Genomic DNA, 16,019 nt, shown 5'->3' on the forward strand with positions numbered 1-16,019 from the left:
CCAGGGTGATCAACGAACCTCACGGTAACGAACCGGCCCCGGTCGACGTGGTGCTCCCCTGTCTGGACGAGGCCGCCGCGCTCCCCTGGGTCATGGAACGTATCCCGCCGGGCTGGCGGGCGATCGTCGTGGACAACGGCTCGACGGACGGTTCGGCGGCCGTCGCGGAGAAGCTGGGGGCCGTCGTCGTCCCCGAGTCCCGCAGGGGATTCGGGGCGGCGTGCCACGCGGGACTGTCGGCCGCCACCGCCGAGTACGTCTGCTTCTGCGACTGCGACGCCTCCCTGGACCCGGGCCTGCTCCCTGGACTGGTGGACCGGGTCCGACGGGGCGAGGCGGACCTCGTCCTGGGGCGGCGCCGCCCCACCCGGAGGGGTGTCTGGCCGCCGCACGCACGGGTCGGCAACGCGGCCGTCGCCCGGATGCTGCGCTCCCGGACGGGGGTGCGCGTCCGCGACATCGGCCCGATGCGGGCCGCCCGCCGGTCCGGGCTGGTGGGACTGGGGATGACCGACCGCCGCTCGGGCTATCCCCTGGAGACGGTCGTGCGGGCCGCCGACGCGGGCTGGCGCATCGCGGAGGTGGACGTCCCCTACCTGCCGAGGTCCGGGGCGTCCAAGGTGACCGGAACGTGGCGCGGGACCTGGACCGCCGTACGCGACATGACCTCGGTGCTGCGTGAACCGCCGACCGGGGCGCGCGCGGGGGAAGGGCAGCGATGAGCCGGGCGGCCACGACCCTGCTGGTGATCGCCAAGGAACCCGTTCCCGGCCGGGTCAAGACGAGGCTGACCCCGGAGTACTCGCCCGAGGAGGCCGCCGCGATCGCCGAGGCCGCGCTGGCGGACACGCTCGACACGGTGCGCTCGCTTCCGGCGCGTCGACGCCTCCTGGTGCTGGAGGGGCGGCCGGGCCCCTGGATGCCGGACTCGGGGTTCGAGGTGGTCCCGCAGTCGGGCGGCGGTCTGGACGAACGGATCGCGCACGCGTTCTCCCTGTGTTCGGGGCCCTCCCTGCTGATCGGCATGGACACCCCCCAGGTCACCGCCGGGCACCTGGCGCCCGCCCTGACCTCCTGGGAGGACACCGACGCGTGGTTCGGCGCGAGCGAGGACGGCGGGTTCTGGGCGCTCGGGATGGCCGACCCGGACCCCGGCCTGGTGCGCGGCGTGCCGATGTCCACCCCGCACACCGGGCGCCTCCAGCGCGCTCGGCTGGTCGACGCGGGGTTGCGCGTGGGCGACCTGGACGTGCTCAGCGACGTGGACACCCCGCGGGACGCCGCCGCCGTGGCGCGGCTGGTGCCGGGGAGCCGCTTCGCCGGTGCCGTCGGAACGGGGGTCCGGTCATGAGCGCGCCCGAGATGGGGGTCGGCACCAGGGCGGCCCCGTGGTTGTGCGACCCGTACTCCCGGGCGCTCGCCAACGGACACGGCCCCCTGTACCTGCGCAGGTCCGACGGGTGGATGCTCCCGTTGGAGGTCGAGCGCTGGTGCGGGGCGACCGACACCGCCGACGAGAGCGTGCTGGAGCGTTCCGTGGGCGACACCCTCGACGCGGGCTGCGGGCCCGGCCGCATGGTCCTCACGCTCACCGCTCGGGGCCACCGTGCGCTGGGCGTGGACACGAACCCGGTGGCCGTGTCACGCGTGGTCGAGGCCGGCGGGTGGGCGGTGCGCGCCTCGGTGTTCGACCCCCTGCCGGCGGAGGGTCGCTGGCACACCGCGCTGTTGATCGACGGCAACATCGGGATCGGCGGGACCCCGGCGGCGCTGCTCGCGCGGATGCGCGAACTCGTGTCGCCCCGGGGGCTGCTCATCGTCGAGACCGCCGAGCGGGACGTCCACGAGTGCGTGACCGTGCAGGTCACCGATGGTTGGGGGAAGCCGGGCGCCCCCTTCACGTGGGCGCGGCTCGGTCTCCCCGCCCTGCGCGCCTACGCGGAGGGCGCGGGATGGCGGTGGTCGGACTCCTGGCAGGTGCGGGGGCGCTGGTTCGCGGCGCTGCGCGCACCCCGGTGAACCGGTCCGGGGCCGCCGTCAGGCCGCGCGCTCCCGGCGCGCGGCCCTCCGGTACCGGACCGCTCCCACCACCGCCGAGACCGCGAAGAGCGCGGCGCTGACCAGGAGCCACCGCGCGGCGAACGGTTCCCCGGTCAGCCCGGTCTTGGTGACGTAGGCGTGGGAGGGACCGAGGATCAGCGGGAGGTAGACGAGGAGCAGGAGTCCGGAGGCGACCGCGGGGACCAGCACGAGGTGCCTGGCCCGTCCGACGAGCCGGAGGGCGCGGCCCACCAGCGTGTAGGCCGGGACGAGGACGAGGTCGTGCAGCAGGGCGGCGCCCACGAACCAGACCACGATCCGCCACGGGTCTCCCCCGCCGAGCAGGCGCGCGCCCGCGTAGGCGATGAGGGCCAGCACGCCGACCATCAGGAGCAGGTGCCAGGGTGAGGCGCCGTACACGCGGCGCGCGAGCGCCGTCACACCGCACCGAAGCTGAGCCGGGTGACCCACTTGGTGTTGTGCACGCCCGGACAGGCGGGCACGATCACCCGGGCCGGGTAGCCGTGGTCGACCGACAGGTCCGCCCCGTTGACGCGCAGGGCCAGCAGCGAGCGGGGGTCCGCGACCTGGTTGTCGCGGAGCGCGGCGCTGGCGAACGACCCGGAGGTCTGCGCCGACTCCACGAAGACCCCCGGCGGCCCCTCGGCTCCGACCAGTGCGGCGAGGTCCGCCAGGCGCACCCCCTCCCAGTCGAGGTTCCGGGTGGACCACCCCTCCACGCAGGCGATGGGCAGCGCGGACCGGTGCTGGGGCAGGTCGAGCAGTTCCTGACGGGTGAGGACGACCTCCCGCCCTCCTCCGCGTACGGTCAGCCGCCAGTCGGGGCCCGTGTCGGCCTCGGTGACGCCCGCGTAGGCGGCGGTCGTGTTCACCGGGAACCCGTCGGCCCCCGCACCGGGCAGCCTTCCGTGCGGCGCCAGGACCGCCGTCGGCCTCAGCGCGCCCCCGAGGCTCTGCCCGACGGTCGTCAGCAGGAGCGCCAGCGATCCCAGCCCCACCGCGCCCAGCAGTGTGCGGCGCGACGCCGCCGCCGGGTCGGGGTCCGGCGCGACCAGATCGCCCCGCTCCCCGCGTCGGCCCCGGTCGCCGTATCGGCCCCGGTCGCCCAGGGCCTCGCGGAACCCGCGTGCGCGCAGTTCCCGCACCGCGGTCGGCAGCTTCAGCACGACGTGGGAGAACAGGGCGGCGACGAACACCCAGGCGCCGTAGAGGTGCAGGGGATAGAAGGAGCCGGGGAAGACGTACTCCAGCTGGACGTTGAGGATTCCGGTCGCGAAGACGAACAGCGCGCCGCCCACCAGGAACAGGACGGTCAGGCGCTCCAGTGCCTGGGCGGCGGAGGCGACCGGCGGCCAGCGGAAGAGGAGCGGCACGACCGACCACAGTTTGGCCAGGAGCACGGGGACCAGCGCGATCCCGAGCGTGACGTGCACGCCCTGGGTGAGCCGGTAGAGCCACGGGGGGTCGGTGGGCCAGGGGAAGAGGTAGAACCCGAGCAGGCCCCGGTCGGGGGTCTTGTCGTTGGACGCCAGGTCGGGGTTGTAGGCCGCGTAGGAGAGCAGGCCGGTGACGAACAGGACCGGGATCCCGACGAGCAGGACCGACCCCAGCAGCGACGTCAGCCACGGTCCGCGTGAGGGGCTGCGCCAGAAGCCCGGCCGGGTGGGTCCGAAGGGAGGCCCGTCCCTCAGCAGTCCCCTCAGCCGCTCACCCCGGGTCATCGGAGGCGTCTTCCCGCCCTGGTCGTCCTCGTTCACGCGATCGGTCGCCTCTCGGTCCGACGGGCGGGCTCGCGGTCATGCTAGGCCGCGCTCACACGGCGGGGGCGCAACGCCGACCCCACGGTGTGTCCCCCCGGTCACCAGGGCGTACCTGACCTACGGTGACGGCGTGACGCAGCCCGAACTCCACAGGAGGGTCCGGGGCGCGGCCGACACGGACCGCGCCCCGTTCCGCGCCGACCTGCTCGTGGCCGCCCTGGCCGTGCTCCTCTTCGCGACCGCCGCCGTGGTCGGCACCCGGATCCAGGACGCCCACGGTGTCCTGTACGTGGCCTGGCCCCCTCTGTACGCGTCCTGGCTCCCCCACGCCGGTCCCGGCACGGTCCCCGCCCTCGTCCTGGCGGCGGCGGTGGTCCTGTACGGGGCCCCGGTGGCTCGGGCGTTGCCCTGGCGCCCCCTCGTGTGGTCCGTCTGGGGCGCCTCCGTCCTGTGGACCACCGCCCTCGCGCTCGTGGACGGCTGGCGGCGCGGGATCGCCGACCGCCTCCTCTCCCCCCACGAGTACCTGGCGTCGGTCGACCGCTTCCACGACGTGGGCGCCGCCCTGAGCACGTTCTCCCAGCACATCCTGGTGGGGCAGCCGGACAACTGGCCCACGCACGTGGCCGGGCACCCGCCGGGCGCGGTCCTGACGTTCGTCGCCCTGGACCGGGTCGGCATGGGCGGTGGGGCGTGGGCCGGGATCTGGTGCGTCGTGGTCGGTGCCTCCGCCTCGGCGGCGGTCCTGGTGGCGCTGCGCGCGCTCGGCGCCGAGGGGTCGGCCCGCCGGGCGGCCCCGTTCCTGGTGCTGGTGCCCGCCGCCGTCTGGGTGGGGGTCTCGGCGGACGGCTACTTCGCGGCGGTCACCGCGTGGGGGCTGGCCCTGCTCGCCGTGGCGGCGGCCCCCGGGGCGCGTGCGCCGCGCTCGGCCGCGCTGGCGGCGGGGGTTCTGCTGGGGTGGTCGGTGTACCTGTCGTACGGACTGGTGCTGATCGGCTTCCTGGCCGTGGCCGTGCTCCTGTGCGCGCGGAACGCGCGCCCCCTCCCCTACGCGCTGGCGGGGGCCCTCGCGGTAGCCGCCGCCTTCGCCGCCGCCGGTTTCTGGTGGTGGGAGGGGTATCAGCTGCTCGTGGAGCGCTACTACCAGGGGGTGGCGGCGGTCCGCCCCTACGGCTACTGGGTCTGGGCGAACCTGGCGACCGTGTGCGTGACGGCCGGGCTGGCGGCCGTGGCGGGTGCGCGCAGGGCCCTGGCGGGGGTGCCGGGCGCCGTGCGGGGCCTGCGCCGGGCTCCCTCCCGGGAGGACACGACGGTGGCTCTGCTGGTGGCCGCCGCGCTCTGCGCGGTCGCCGCCGCGACCCTCTCCGGGATGAGCAAGGGCGAGACCGAACGCATCTGGCTGCCGTTCGTGCTGTGGATCGTGCCCGCCGTCGCCCTCCTGCCGACCGGCCACCGGAGGGCCTGGCTCGCCGTGCAGGCGGCCACGGCCCTTCTGGTCAACCACCTACTCCTCACCGGGTGGTGAGCACGCGGACCGCCCCTTCGGTTCGTTCGGCGGACCCGAAGCGGCCTGGACGCGCGTCGACGACGACGCACAGGCTCGCAAAACCGTCTTAAAGCAACAAAAGGCATGTTTCGGTCTCCCCTCCGAGTGAGCAGGTTCCTCTACGAGACCGAACCCGCACGGACGGCGCGGGCGCTCCTCGAAGGCCCTGCCCCCGCCTCCGGCGGGGACCACGGACGGAGGGACCACCATGGCCTACGCGACCACGAACCCCTACACGAACGAGACCCTGGCGACGTTCGCGGAGATCGGAGACGAGGAGCTGGAACGTGCCCTCGGCACCGCCCAGAACACCTTCGAGTCGTGGCGCACCAGGTCCTTCGACGAGCGCGGGGAGGTCGTGGGACGCGCGGCCCGGATCCTGCGCGAGCGCCCCGACGACTTCGCGCGACTCCTCACCCTGGAGATGGGCAAGCTGTTCGAGGAGAGCCGGGGCGAGGTGGAACTGGCCGCCTCGATCCTGGACTACTACGCGGAGAACGCCGAGGAGTTCCTCGCCCCCGAGAGGGTGGCGACCGACGCCCCCGAGGCGGGCGAGGCGGTGGTCGTCAGCGACCCGATCGGGGTGCTGTTCGGCGTCCAGCCGTGGAACTTCCCCTACTACCAACTGGCGCGGTTCGCGGGCCCCAACCTCATGGCCGGGAACGTCGTCATGGTCAAGCACGCCTCGATCGTCCCGCAGTCGGCGGCGGCCTTCGAGTCGCTGTTCAGGGAGGCCGGAGCTCCTGCGGGCGCCTACACCAACGTCTACGCCAGCAAGGACCAGGTCACCCGGGCCATCAGGGACCCGCGCGTGCGCGGCGTCGCCCTCACCGGGAGCGAGGGCGCTGGCGCCAGCGTCGCGGCCCACGCGGGTGAGGAACTGAAGAAGAGCACCCTCGAACTCGGGGGTAGCGACGCCCTCATCGTGCTGGCCGACGCCGACCTCGGCCTCAGCGTCGAGCGCGCGCTCTGGGGCAGGCTCAACAACGCCGGGCAGAGCTGCGTCGCCGCGAAGAGGATCATCGTCGTCGAGGAGGTGGCGGACGAGTTCCTGCGCCGGTTCGGTGAGGGGCTCGCCCGGCTGAGGGCGGGCGACCCGTTCGACTCCGGGACGACCCTGCCGCCGCTCTCGTCGCAGAGCGCCGCCGACGACCTCCAGGAACTCGTGGACGAGGCCGAGGCGCACGGCGCGACGGTGATCACCCCGGGCGACCCCGTGCCCGAGCAGGGCGCGTTCGCGCAGCCGAGGATCATCACCGGCCTCACCCGGGACAATCCGGTGTACGACAAGGAGTTCTTCGGACCCGTCGCCCTCTTCTTCCGGGCGGAGGACGAGGAGGACGCGGTGCGGGTCGCCAACGACTCCACCTTCGGACTGGGCGGCTCGGTGTTCACCGAGGACGTCGCCCACGGAGCGGACGTGGCCCGGCGCATCGACACCGGCATGGTCTTCGTGAACCACCCCGTCTGGACCCGCCCGGAGCTCCCGTTCGGCGGCACCAAGCGGTCCGGCTACGGGGAGGAGCTCTCCGCGGCGGGCATCCAGGAGTTCGTCAACAAGAAGCTCATCACCGTGATGCCGACCGGATAACCCGCCGCCGGGCGCTGAGGGGCTCGGCCCCGCGCGGCTCCCCGAAAACCCCACCGGCCACCCCTGTCACCTGGCATCGTCACTTCTGGTGACTGACGATCGACAAGGGGAGAGGTGTCGCGGTGAGTGAGGGTGACAGCGTCGCGGTCAGTGTGGGACGGATGAACGGGTCTCCGACCCCGGGACAGCGTACGGAGGCGCCCCTTTCGAGGATCGTCTCCTCGGCCATGCTGCTCCACGCGGTCTCCGCGATGATCGAACTGGGCGTCGTGGAACGGATGGCGGACGGGCCGCGCCCCGTCTCCGACCTGGCACGGGAGGTCGGGGTCCCCGAGGAGCGGCTGCTCGTGGTCCTGCGCGCGGTGACGGCGGCCGAGCTCGTGGAGCAGACCGCGCCCGGGGTGTTCGGGCTGAGCCCCGCCGGGAGCCACCTGCGCACCGACGCCCCCCTGGGGCTGCGCGACCTGTTCCTCATGTGCACGTACGGGGACCTCTTCCAGGCGTGGACCCGGCTGGGCCGGTCGGTGGGCACGGGACGCACCGCGTTCGAGATCCACACCGGCAGCGCGCTCTTCGAGTACCTGGGGCAGAACCAGGACGCGGCGGAGGTGTTCAACCGGGCCATGAACGCCTCCACTCCCGCGGCGACCCTGCTGGGCGCGGCCGACCTGGACGGCGCCGGGACGGTGGTGGACCTCGGCGGCGGGGAGGGCGCCACGCTCGCCGCCGTCCTGCGGGCCTGCCCCGGGGCGACGGGGACCCTCTTCGACCTGCCGGAGGTGGTGGCGGGAGCCCCGGCGCTGCTGAGCGAGGCGGGGGTCGACGACCGGTGTGCGGTCGTGGGCGGCAGCTTCTTCGAGGGGGTCCCCGAGGGAGCGGACGTCTACGTGATGGCGCGGGTGATGCAGAACTGGTCCGACCGCGACGCGGTCCGCATCCTGGCCAACGTCCGGGCGGCGATGACGGCGGGCTCGCGGCTGCTGATCGTGGGCCACCTCCCGGAACGGGACCGGCCGAGCGCGTTCGTCGAGGCCATCAGCCTGAGCATGTTCGTGCTCTACGGGGCGGCGCTGCGCTCGGCGGAGGAGTACGAGGAGCTCTTCGCGGAGGTGGGCCTGGCCCTGCACTCGGTCCACCGGGTACCGGACGGGGAGTCGGTGATGGACGTGCGCCCCCTGTGACCGGTGGGGCGGGGGCCGTCCCCGCCCCACGCAGCTATCTCGGCCGGAGGACGAGGTGCCCCTGCCCCGGCTGGAGGCAGGACGCGTCCCCCTCCAGCTCGACGAGGAGCGGCAGCAGTTCGTGGTAGCAGCACACCGACGAGGGCACCGACAGCACCTCGGGGGTGCTGAGCAGGAAGGGCAGTTCGGCGCGCAGGTAGGACATCCCCGCCGCGAAGCGGGCGTCCGGTGCCCCTGTCCCGCAGCCGAGGGTCTGCCGGACGTGCTCCTCGCACGCCCGCCGCACCCTCGGGTCCTCCCTGAGGTCCCGGTCGATCCGCTCCAGGGCCGACCGGTACCCCGGCAGGTCGACCGTCTCCGACAGGGCCAGGGACCGGACCCTGGCGGTTACGCGGGGGGCCGCCTCCATCGCGCGCCGCACGCGGCGCCGCACGTCGCGGAGCGCGCGGGTGGTCCTCCGCGCGGCCCGCGCCTCGTCGTCGCCCGACGCCAGGTACATGGTGTCGAGGTGCAGGTCGGCGTAGAGGAGGTCCACGGCGGCGAACCGCCGCCCCGTCCAGGTCAGGAGCTGGGTGAGCCGCTGCTGGCTGAAGTAGCTGTTCCCGGCGCTGATCCCGATGAGGGCGTGGTCGCCGCGCTCCACGAGGAGTTGACAGGTCGGGGTGAAGGGGCTCGCGTCGAACTCGTCCCCGGCCGCCTCCGACGAACGGACCTCCCGACCGGGACCGGGTTCCGGCGGCTTTGTCTCAGGCGGATACGGCACCGGGCTCCTCCAGGGCGACGGCGAGCCGGTCACACATCTCGTCCAGCAGCACGTCCAGTTCCCGGTCGGACATCGCCCCGCACATGACGTCGTCCATGCGCGCGCGCAGGGCGGTGAGCTCCGGGCTGTCGGGGAAGCCGAACCCGGACCGCAGGGAGAGGACGCGGCGGGCGGCGTCCAGGCAGCGGAGCGGTCCGTAGGCCGCCGGTTCCTCCAGCAGCCCTCGGCCGCTGCTCAGCAGGTACGCCGCGAACAGCACCAGTTCCTCTCCGACGCGGTCGTCATTCACCCCAGCACTCATGGCTGATCACCTCGTTCCGATCGCGCCTAGGCGCAGTCTCGGGGGTTCGGTCCGGGTGCCCGATCGACACCAGGAGCAGTGGTTGGAGATGTTCGGGAAGCCCGAGGAACCTGCTCACGGGGCCCTTACGGAAGGAGGCGGAGGGACAGCCCCCCAGACCGAGGGCGTGCGCCGCGACCAGCAGGTTCTGCACCGCCATCGACACACAGAGCATGCCCTCGTCCCAGGCGCCGCCGCCCACCGACCGTGAGCGGTCGAAACAGGCGGCCACGACCAGGGGAGGGCGCTCGATGATGCCCGGCGAGAAGGCGTGCACCAGTTTCAGGGTGCGCGGACGGCGGACGGTGACGAAGGCCCACGCCTGCTTGTTGGAGGCGGAGGGTGCCGCGAGCATGGCCTCCAGGAGGGGTTCCAGGAGGTCGTCGTCCACGGGTCTGTCACTGAAGGACCGGACGGCCCGCCGCGTGGTCAGGTCGTGGAGCGTCTGTGAGGCCCGGCCTTCGGCGGGGTTCCCGGGTGCTTCGACCGCCACAGCCACACCAACTCTCTGTATTGGTTAAAATCCAGGGAGTAATATAGCGTGTTGACTGGCCTTTCGGAGGCCCGTTGGGTCCACCGGCCGACCGCCGGCCGAGGGCAGTCGTCGAAAGGTCCCAGACACCTGTGTCCACTCCTCCCCTCTCCCCGGTGCAGGGCGATCCGAAGCCGCTGAGCGGTTCCGCCGTCCGCCTCTTCGAGCTGATCACGAACAGCTGGGTGGCGGCCGCGGTCAGCGCCGCCGCCGAACTCGGTGTCGCCGACGCGATGTCCGAAACCCCCACACCCGTCGACGAGATCGCGAAGCAGGTCGGGGCCGACGCCGAGGCCCTCCACCGACTGCTGCGCGCCTGCGCCGACCTGGGGATCGTCGAGGAGCTGCCGGGGCGGAACTACGCGCTCACCGGGCTCGGCCGCGCCCTGCGTTCGGACGCCCCCGACTCCATGCGGGGGTTCGCCCGCTGGCTGGGCAGCCCGGCGGAGCGCTCCACGATGGCCCACCTGGCCGACGCGGTGCGCGTGGGCGGCCCGGTGTTCGAGGCCGTCCACGGCACCCCGGTCTGGGACTACATGAGCGCCCACCCGGAGACCGCCTCGGTGTTCGACCAGGGCATGACCGACATCTCCTCGCAGCTCACCCGCTCACTGGTGGACGGGTACGACTTCGCCGGTACCGAGTGCCTGGTCGACGTCGGCGGCGGCCGGGGACGGCTGCTGTCCCTGATCCTTGAGGCCCACCCGCACCTGCGGGGCGTGCTCTACGACCGGCCCGAGGTGGTCTCCCGGGTCGAGCCCGCGCTCACCCGGGAGGGCGTCGCGGAGCGCTGCCGTGTCGAGTCCGGGAGCTTCCTCGACTCCGTGCCCGAGGGGGGCGACGCCTACCTGCTCGCCAGCGTGATCCACAACTGGAACGACGGCGACACCGTCCGGGTCCTCACCCACTGCCGCGAGGCCATGGCGCCGGGCGGGCGGGTCCTGCTCGCGGAGGTGCTGGTACCGGACGGCCCCGAGCCCGCGCGGACCGCCAAGTTCATGGACCTCAGCATGCTGGTCCACTGCGACGGCAAGCAGCGGACCCGGGCCGAGTTCGCGGAGGTGGCCGAGCGCGCCGGTCTGCGGCTGAACCGCGTCGTCCCGGGGCCCGGGGTCAGCGTCGTGGAGCTGGTGCGCACCTAGAGGAACGTGGTGCCCACCCGGCCGGTGCACGACCGGCCGGGTGGGCGCAGTGACGCGTCAGGGCACGTCGGCCGGGGTCAGCAGGGTCAGGTCCTCGCGGGTGGGGTCGGGCAGGGCGATGGTGCGCCCCGCCTGACGGGTGATCATCCGCTCCAGGACCTGCCGCGCGTAGCGGGCGTTGCCGAAGGACTCCGTGCGCGGCACCCCGGCGAAGTGCGCCCCGAGCGCGGCGGCGGTCTCCTCCGGCACGGTGAACCCGCCGTCGGAGGCCATCCGGTCCACGATGGCGACCAGCTCGTCGTCGGAGTAGTCCGCGAACTGCACGTTGTGGGAGAAACGCGAGGCCAGACCCGGGTTGGAGTCGAGGAAGCGCTGCATCTCCGCGTTGTACCCGGCGACGATCACGACCACCTCGTCGCGGTGGTCCTCCATCAGCTTGACCAGGGTGTCCACGGCCTCCTGGCCGAAGTCGCCGTTGGCGGCCCCGGAGGGGGTGAGGGTGTACGCCTCGTCGATGAACAGCACCCCGCCGCGCGCCTTCTCGAAGGTCTCCAGGGTGAGCTGCGCGGTGTGGCCGATGTAGCGTCCGACCAGGTCCTGTCGGGCCGCCTCCACGGTGTGGCCGGTGGGGAGCACGCCCAGGGCGCGCAGCAGCTGGCCGTAGAGCCGGGCGACGGTGGTCTTACCGGTACCGGGCGGTCCCGCGAAGACCAGGTGGTGGCTGAGGGTGGGCGCGGGCATCCCGATCGCACGCCGCCGCTCGGCGGCGACCAGCACGTTGACCAGGTCGTTGACGGTGGACTTGACCTCGGACAGGCCGGTCAGGGCGTCGAGCTGGGCGCGCAGGCCCGCGACGTCGTCCCCGCCGGGCCCGGTCGACTGTCCGGCGACGACGCCCAGGTCGTCGGCGGTGAGCACGGTGAGCTCGGAGGGGTCGGCGGGCGGGTCCTCCCCGAGTCTGTGCGCCTGGCGGTCCACCATCTCCTCGAAGACCTTGCGCGCCTCGCGTCCGTTGCCGAACGCCGGGCCCTTGGGCAGCGCCTCGAAGTGCTGGAGCAGCAGCGGGCGCAGGTCCGGGGCGAGCGTGTACTGGTGGACGGAGCCGAGGCGCTCGACGATGCTCACCAGCTCCTCGGCCTGGTAGTTGGGGAAGGTGACGGTCCGAGCGAAGCGCGAGGCCAGACCGGGGTTGGAGGACAGGAAGCCCTCCATCTCCGCCGCGTACCCGGCGACGATCACGACCACCTCGTCGCGGTGGTCCTCCATCAGCTTGACCAGGGTGTCGATGGCCTCCTGACCGAAACCGCCGTTGTCCTCGGACGAGAGCGTGTAGGCCTCGTCGACGAACAGCACCCCGCCCCGGGCCCTCTCGAAGATCTCGGTGGTCTTGATGGCGGTGGCGCCGACGTACTGGCCGACCAGGTCCGCGCGGGCGGCCTCGACGACGTGTCCGTAGCGCAGGACGTCGAGGTCGGCCAGGACCCGGCCGTAGAGCCGGGCCACGGTCGTCTTGCCGGTTCCGGGAGGACCGGCGAAGACCAGGTGCCGGGCGACGGGCGGAGAGGGCAGGCCCATCTCGGCGCGGTGCCGGGCCATCTTGTTGCGGTTGATGAGGGTCGTGACCTCGTCCTTGACGCTCTCCAGGCCGATGAGGGCCTGGAGTTCGGCCAGCGGGCCACGCTCCTCGTCGTCGTCCTCCTCGTCCTCGGCGGACGTTCCCGGGTTGGTGTCGACGGGGACGGCGTCGGGACCGTAGCTGTCCTCCGCCTTGTTGTCCTCACTGACCAGGGAGGTGGCCTGGACCCGGTCTCCGGCGACGGTCTGACGCAGCCCCGCCCGGCCGTTGGCGCGCACGGTGCAGCCTTCGAGGACGACGTCCTCCCCGCTGCCGACGAGCACGCCGTCACCGCCGTTGCCGACCAGTTCGCAGCTGCGCAGGACCGCGCGGGCGCCCGCCGCCACCAGGACACCGTTGCGGGTGTTCTCGTGCGAGCGCACGCGGAGCGCGATGATCTCGCCTTCGGAGTGCACGGCCACGCCGTCGCCGCCGCACTCGGAGGCCTCGCTGTCGCGCAGGTCGAGCACGGCGCCGCCGGTGGCGGCGAGCCCGTTCTCCCGGGCGCCGATGACCCGCACCCCGCTCAGGGAGGCCCGGGCTCCGGCCGCCGCGTACACGCCCGTCCGGCGGGCGCGGGTGACCTCGAAGTCCTCCACGCGTCCGCCGCCGCCCTCCCAGCGCACGCCGTGGCTCCGGGCCCCGGTGACGGTCCCGTTGCGGAGGAAGGGCGCCGCCCCGGAGAGGATCTCGACACCGGGCCCCGCCGTACGTCCCACGTTGACGCGGTCGAACTCGGCGGTGGAGTCCTCGGTGACGTGGATTCCGGCGGCCTCCGTGCCGTGCACGGTCAGACCGCTGAAGGTGGTGGAGGAGCGGCCGGTGACGCTGACACCCTCCGCGCCCGCGTCCCGGACCTCGCAGTCGCGGAGGTGGCCCTTGGCCTTGTCCTCGGCCAGGATGCCCACGCCGCCGCTGCCGGTGACGCGGACCCGCTCCACGCGGGGGTCGGTCCCGGCGCGCAGGACCAGGCCGCGGCCCGCCGCCTTCTCGACGACGAGGTCGCTGACCGTCACGGGGGACCGGGTCGAGATCACGACGCCGTCGTCGGCGACCCCGCTCACGCGCAGGTCGCTCAGGCCCGTGGCCGCGTGCTCGTCGATCACCACGGCGGCCTTGGTGGTGCCCGAGACCGTGCAGTCGCTGATGTGCCCGGCGCCGCTGCCCGCCGCGTAGACGCCGTTGGCGCCCGCGTCGCGGATGGTGCACCGGCGTACCTCGGGGGCACCCTTGTCGTTGATGACGACACCGCTGGTGCCGACGTCCTCGATGACGCAGTCCTCGATGACGCTGGTCTGGGGAGAGGTGACGACGATGCCCGCCCCCGCGCTGCACCGCACGGTGCAGCCCCGGAGGGCCAGGGCGCCCTCGCCCCGGGCGAGGACGGCCGCCCAGGCGGCCCCCTCAACCTCGCAGTCGGCCAGTTCGACCTGCCCGGCGGCGGCGTCCACCACCGGCGCCTCGGAGTCGCGGCCGCGCAGGACGAGGCCGGTGAGCTTGACCGCCTCGGCGACCGAGGTGACGGCGGTGCCGGAGGAACACAGGATCTCGACGGTCCCGGGGCCCTCGGCCGCCATCAGGGTGACCACGCGCGAGAGCACGAGTTGTTCGTCGTAGCGGCCGGGGGCCAGTGACAGTACGGCGCCGTCACTGGCGCCGGCGAGGGCTTCGCCGATGGTGCGGAACTCGGCTCCGCCGGTGGGGTCGACCGCGCGCACGTGACGGTTCATCGCCTGTCGTCTTCCTTTCTGTGCCCGCGGGCCGGTGAGGCCCGCGGGCTTGTCCTACTCCGCCGGTACGGGGTTACCGGCGACTACTCTCCCGTCAGCGGCACTCGGTCTCGACCACCGAGATGGGGAGCTGCGGGGCCTCGCCGCCTTCGGGGATGGGGCCCCTGTTGCGCGCGCGCAGCGTGAACGAGTTCCCCTCGGGCTTGAACTCGGTCAGAGCCCAGTACCGGCCGTCGTCGGGCTTGGTGACCTCGAAACCGCCACGGAAGCCGTCTCCGGCGTTGTCACCGTCGAACAGCTCGTAGTGCATCGGGACGCCGTTGGCCCACAGGGGCTCGGGGCCGTTCTGCACGAGGATCTTGACCGTGCAGGTGGAACCGGGCCGGTTGGGCCAGAACGTCCACTCCGCGGCGGTTCCGCCGCCGTCGGGGTCGCCGCTCACGGCCATGACATCGTAGCCGTCGACGCATCCCCTCTCGGTGTAGCCGGAGGGGCCCGAGCGCCAGACACCGTCGCCGTGCACCCGGTAACGAGCGCCCTCGTTGCTGCAACCCGGGCCCGAGACGGCGAAGAAGGACTCCGGCTCGGGTTCCGGCTCGGGCTGGGGCTCCGGCTCAGGCTCGGGCTCCGGCTCGGACTTGGGTTCCGGCTCGGGCTGCTGCTCGGACTGCCGCTCGGACTGCTGCTCCTCGGGCTCGACACCCTCCTCGCCCGGCTCGGACTTCTGACCCTCACGGGCGGTGAGCGGCGAGGCCACGACACCATCGGGGGTCCCGCCGTCGGCGGAGCCCTCGGTGGCGTCGCCTTCGCCGGTGTCGCCCTCGGAGTCCTCCTCCGAGCCCTTGCCCTTGTCGGAACCGGGCTTCTCGGACTCCTCGGACTCCTCCTTCTTGTCGCCGTTGCGCTCGTTCAGGAGCGTGTCCAGCAGCGAGCCCTTCTCCACGGTCACGCCCTGGGGTTCGCCGACACCGTCGCCGCCCCCTCCGGTGCCGTCGCCGCCGTCGTCGCCGTCCTCGTCGTCATCCTCGGTCCCTCCGGCGAGCGGGGCGCCGGTCGAGGGGTCCACGGGGCGTTCGGGCAGGCCTCCGCCAGCCGGGCCTCCGCCGCCGCCCGTCCCCGCCGACGCGGGGTCCGGGACGGATCCGGGTTCGGCCCCGGTGTCCGCTCCGGGCAGGACGGGGGCGTTGGGCTGCACCTCGGGGACGAACCCCTGGACGCCCGTCCCCGAGGCGGAGGCGGACGCGGAGCCGCCGGACGGGTCCGCGAAGCTGCCGGAGGCGAGATCCGTCTGGAGCGGTGTCCCGGTCTGGTGTTCCTTGGCCGCGGACAGGCCGAAGGGTGCGGCCACGAGCATCAGACCGGCGATGGCCGCGACCGCGAGGGTCGGACGGCCCGGCCGGTAGCGCTCCTCGGCCTTGTCGGTGCCCTCTGCGGCCCGGGCGGCCGCGCCGCCTCGCAGCGTCAGCGCCGCGAGCAGGGCGTGGCGCCCGCGTTCGTTGCCGTCGGCCTTCGCCTCGGTCGCGGCGGAGGGGGCCGCGGCCGGAGCGGGGGCGGGTACGGGGGCTGGGTTGGGGGCGGTCTGGCCTGGGCCTCGCTCGGACGGGGCCCCGATGGCGTCCCTGGCCGTGGCCGAGGGCACCTCCCCCGTCGAGCTCAGCACGGGCCCCGTGCGGTGGGGACCGCGCGGTGCCTCGGTGTTGTCCGTCATTCTTCGTTCTTCCTTTCGGAAACCGGAGGTTCCTCCGGCGTATCGGGGGC

Annotated in this window: 14 protein-coding genes; 7 read left to right on the forward strand and 7 right to left on the reverse strand. The window is 73.5% G+C overall.

Annotation, left to right across the window (positions count from 1 at the left end; genetic code table 11):
• Positions 1–5 precede the first annotated feature (5 nt).
• The 3 genes from AC0VYL_RS26800 to AC0VYL_RS26810 are packed head-to-tail and all read left to right on the forward strand — an operon-like array spanning position 6 to position 2,019.
• Positions 6–722, forward strand: coding sequence for a glycosyltransferase family 2 protein (locus AC0VYL_RS26800; protein ID WP_475457109.1), 717 nt, complete (start codon positions 6–8; stop codon positions 720–722).
• Positions 719–1,351, forward strand: coding sequence for a TIGR04282 family arsenosugar biosynthesis glycosyltransferase (locus tag AC0VYL_RS26805; protein ID WP_475481816.1), 633 nt, complete (start codon positions 719–721; stop codon positions 1,349–1,351). The genes AC0VYL_RS26800 and AC0VYL_RS26805 overlap by 4 nt, the downstream gene beginning before the upstream one ends.
• Positions 1,348–2,019 (forward strand): class I SAM-dependent methyltransferase, encoded by a 672-nt coding sequence (locus AC0VYL_RS26810; protein ID WP_475457113.1) that lies wholly within the window; start codon positions 1,348–1,350, stop codon positions 2,017–2,019. The genes AC0VYL_RS26805 and AC0VYL_RS26810 overlap by 4 nt, the downstream gene beginning before the upstream one ends.
• Before the next feature lie 18 nt (positions 2,020–2,037).
• Here AC0VYL_RS26810 and AC0VYL_RS26815 read toward each other — a convergent pair whose 3' ends face one another.
• Both AC0VYL_RS26815 and AC0VYL_RS26820 read right to left on the reverse strand, forming a co-directional pair.
• The gene (locus AC0VYL_RS26815) at positions 2,038–2,481 is read right to left on the reverse strand and encodes a hypothetical protein (protein WP_475457115.1); all 444 of its coding nucleotides are present in this window, start codon (positions 2,479–2,481) and stop codon (positions 2,038–2,040) included.
• Entirely contained in the window at positions 2,478–3,818 is a 1,341-nt protein-coding gene (locus tag AC0VYL_RS26820; protein WP_475481817.1) for a molybdopterin-dependent oxidoreductase, read from the reverse strand. The genes AC0VYL_RS26815 and AC0VYL_RS26820 overlap by 4 nt, the downstream gene beginning before the upstream one ends.
• A gap of 133 nt (positions 3,819–3,951) precedes the next feature.
• Between AC0VYL_RS26820 and AC0VYL_RS26825 the strand changes: the two genes are divergently transcribed.
• The 3 genes from AC0VYL_RS26825 to AC0VYL_RS26835 all read left to right on the forward strand — a co-directional run bounded on the left by AC0VYL_RS26825 (position 3,952) and on the right by AC0VYL_RS26835 (position 8,139).
• Positions 3,952–5,346 carry a hypothetical protein gene (locus AC0VYL_RS26825; RefSeq protein WP_475481818.1) on the forward strand — a complete coding sequence of 465 codons (1,395 nt, stop codon included), beginning with the start codon at positions 3,952–3,954 and terminating at the stop codon, positions 5,344–5,346.
• 229 nt (positions 5,347–5,575) lie between these two features.
• On the forward strand, positions 5,576–6,958 hold the full coding sequence (locus AC0VYL_RS26830; protein ID WP_475481819.1) for an NAD-dependent succinate-semialdehyde dehydrogenase: 1,383 nt from the start codon (positions 5,576–5,578) through the stop codon (positions 6,956–6,958).
• Positions 6,959–7,080: 122 nt separating this feature from the next.
• Positions 7,081–8,139 (forward strand): methyltransferase, encoded by a 1,059-nt coding sequence (locus tag AC0VYL_RS26835; protein ID WP_475481820.1) that lies wholly within the window; start codon positions 7,081–7,083, stop codon positions 8,137–8,139.
• Between the two features lie 34 nt (positions 8,140–8,173).
• Here AC0VYL_RS26835 and AC0VYL_RS26840 read toward each other — a convergent pair whose 3' ends face one another.
• Genes AC0VYL_RS26840 through AC0VYL_RS26850 form a run of 3 tightly spaced genes read right to left on the reverse strand, consistent with a single transcriptional unit; the run spans position 8,174 to position 9,741 of the window.
• Positions 8,174–8,902: a tRNA-dependent cyclodipeptide synthase gene (locus AC0VYL_RS26840; RefSeq protein ID WP_475481821.1), complete on the reverse strand. Its 729-nt coding sequence runs from the start codon at positions 8,900–8,902 to the stop codon at positions 8,174–8,176.
• Positions 8,886–9,203 (reverse strand): DUF6092 family protein, encoded by a 318-nt coding sequence (locus tag AC0VYL_RS26845; protein ID WP_475457125.1) that lies wholly within the window; start codon positions 9,201–9,203, stop codon positions 8,886–8,888. The genes AC0VYL_RS26840 and AC0VYL_RS26845 overlap by 17 nt, the downstream gene beginning before the upstream one ends.
• Positions 9,184–9,741 (reverse strand): nitroreductase family protein, encoded by a 558-nt coding sequence (locus AC0VYL_RS26850; RefSeq protein WP_475457127.1) that lies wholly within the window; start codon positions 9,739–9,741, stop codon positions 9,184–9,186. Before AC0VYL_RS26850 ends, AC0VYL_RS26845 begins: the two co-directional genes overlap by 20 nt.
• A 125-nt stretch (positions 9,742–9,866) precedes the next feature.
• On the opposite strand from AC0VYL_RS26850, the gene AC0VYL_RS26855 reads away from it, so the two are divergent.
• A complete protein-coding gene (locus AC0VYL_RS26855; RefSeq protein ID WP_475481822.1) occupies positions 9,867–10,916 on the forward strand; it encodes a methyltransferase in 1,050 nt (349 codons plus the stop codon).
• A gap of 57 nt (positions 10,917–10,973) precedes the next feature.
• Here AC0VYL_RS26855 and AC0VYL_RS26860 read toward each other — a convergent pair whose 3' ends face one another.
• Both AC0VYL_RS26860 and AC0VYL_RS26865 read right to left on the reverse strand, forming a co-directional pair.
• A complete protein-coding gene (locus AC0VYL_RS26860; protein WP_475457131.1) occupies positions 10,974–14,261 on the reverse strand; it encodes a right-handed parallel beta-helix repeat-containing protein in 3,288 nt (1,095 codons plus the stop codon).
• A gap of 94 nt (positions 14,262–14,355) precedes the next feature.
• Positions 14,356–15,969 (reverse strand): hypothetical protein, encoded by a 1,614-nt coding sequence (locus tag AC0VYL_RS26865; RefSeq protein ID WP_475481823.1) that lies wholly within the window; start codon positions 15,967–15,969, stop codon positions 14,356–14,358.
• Between the last annotated feature and the right edge of the window lie 50 nt (positions 15,970–16,019).

Source organism: Nocardiopsis sp. iso_238 (assembly GCF_056173325.1).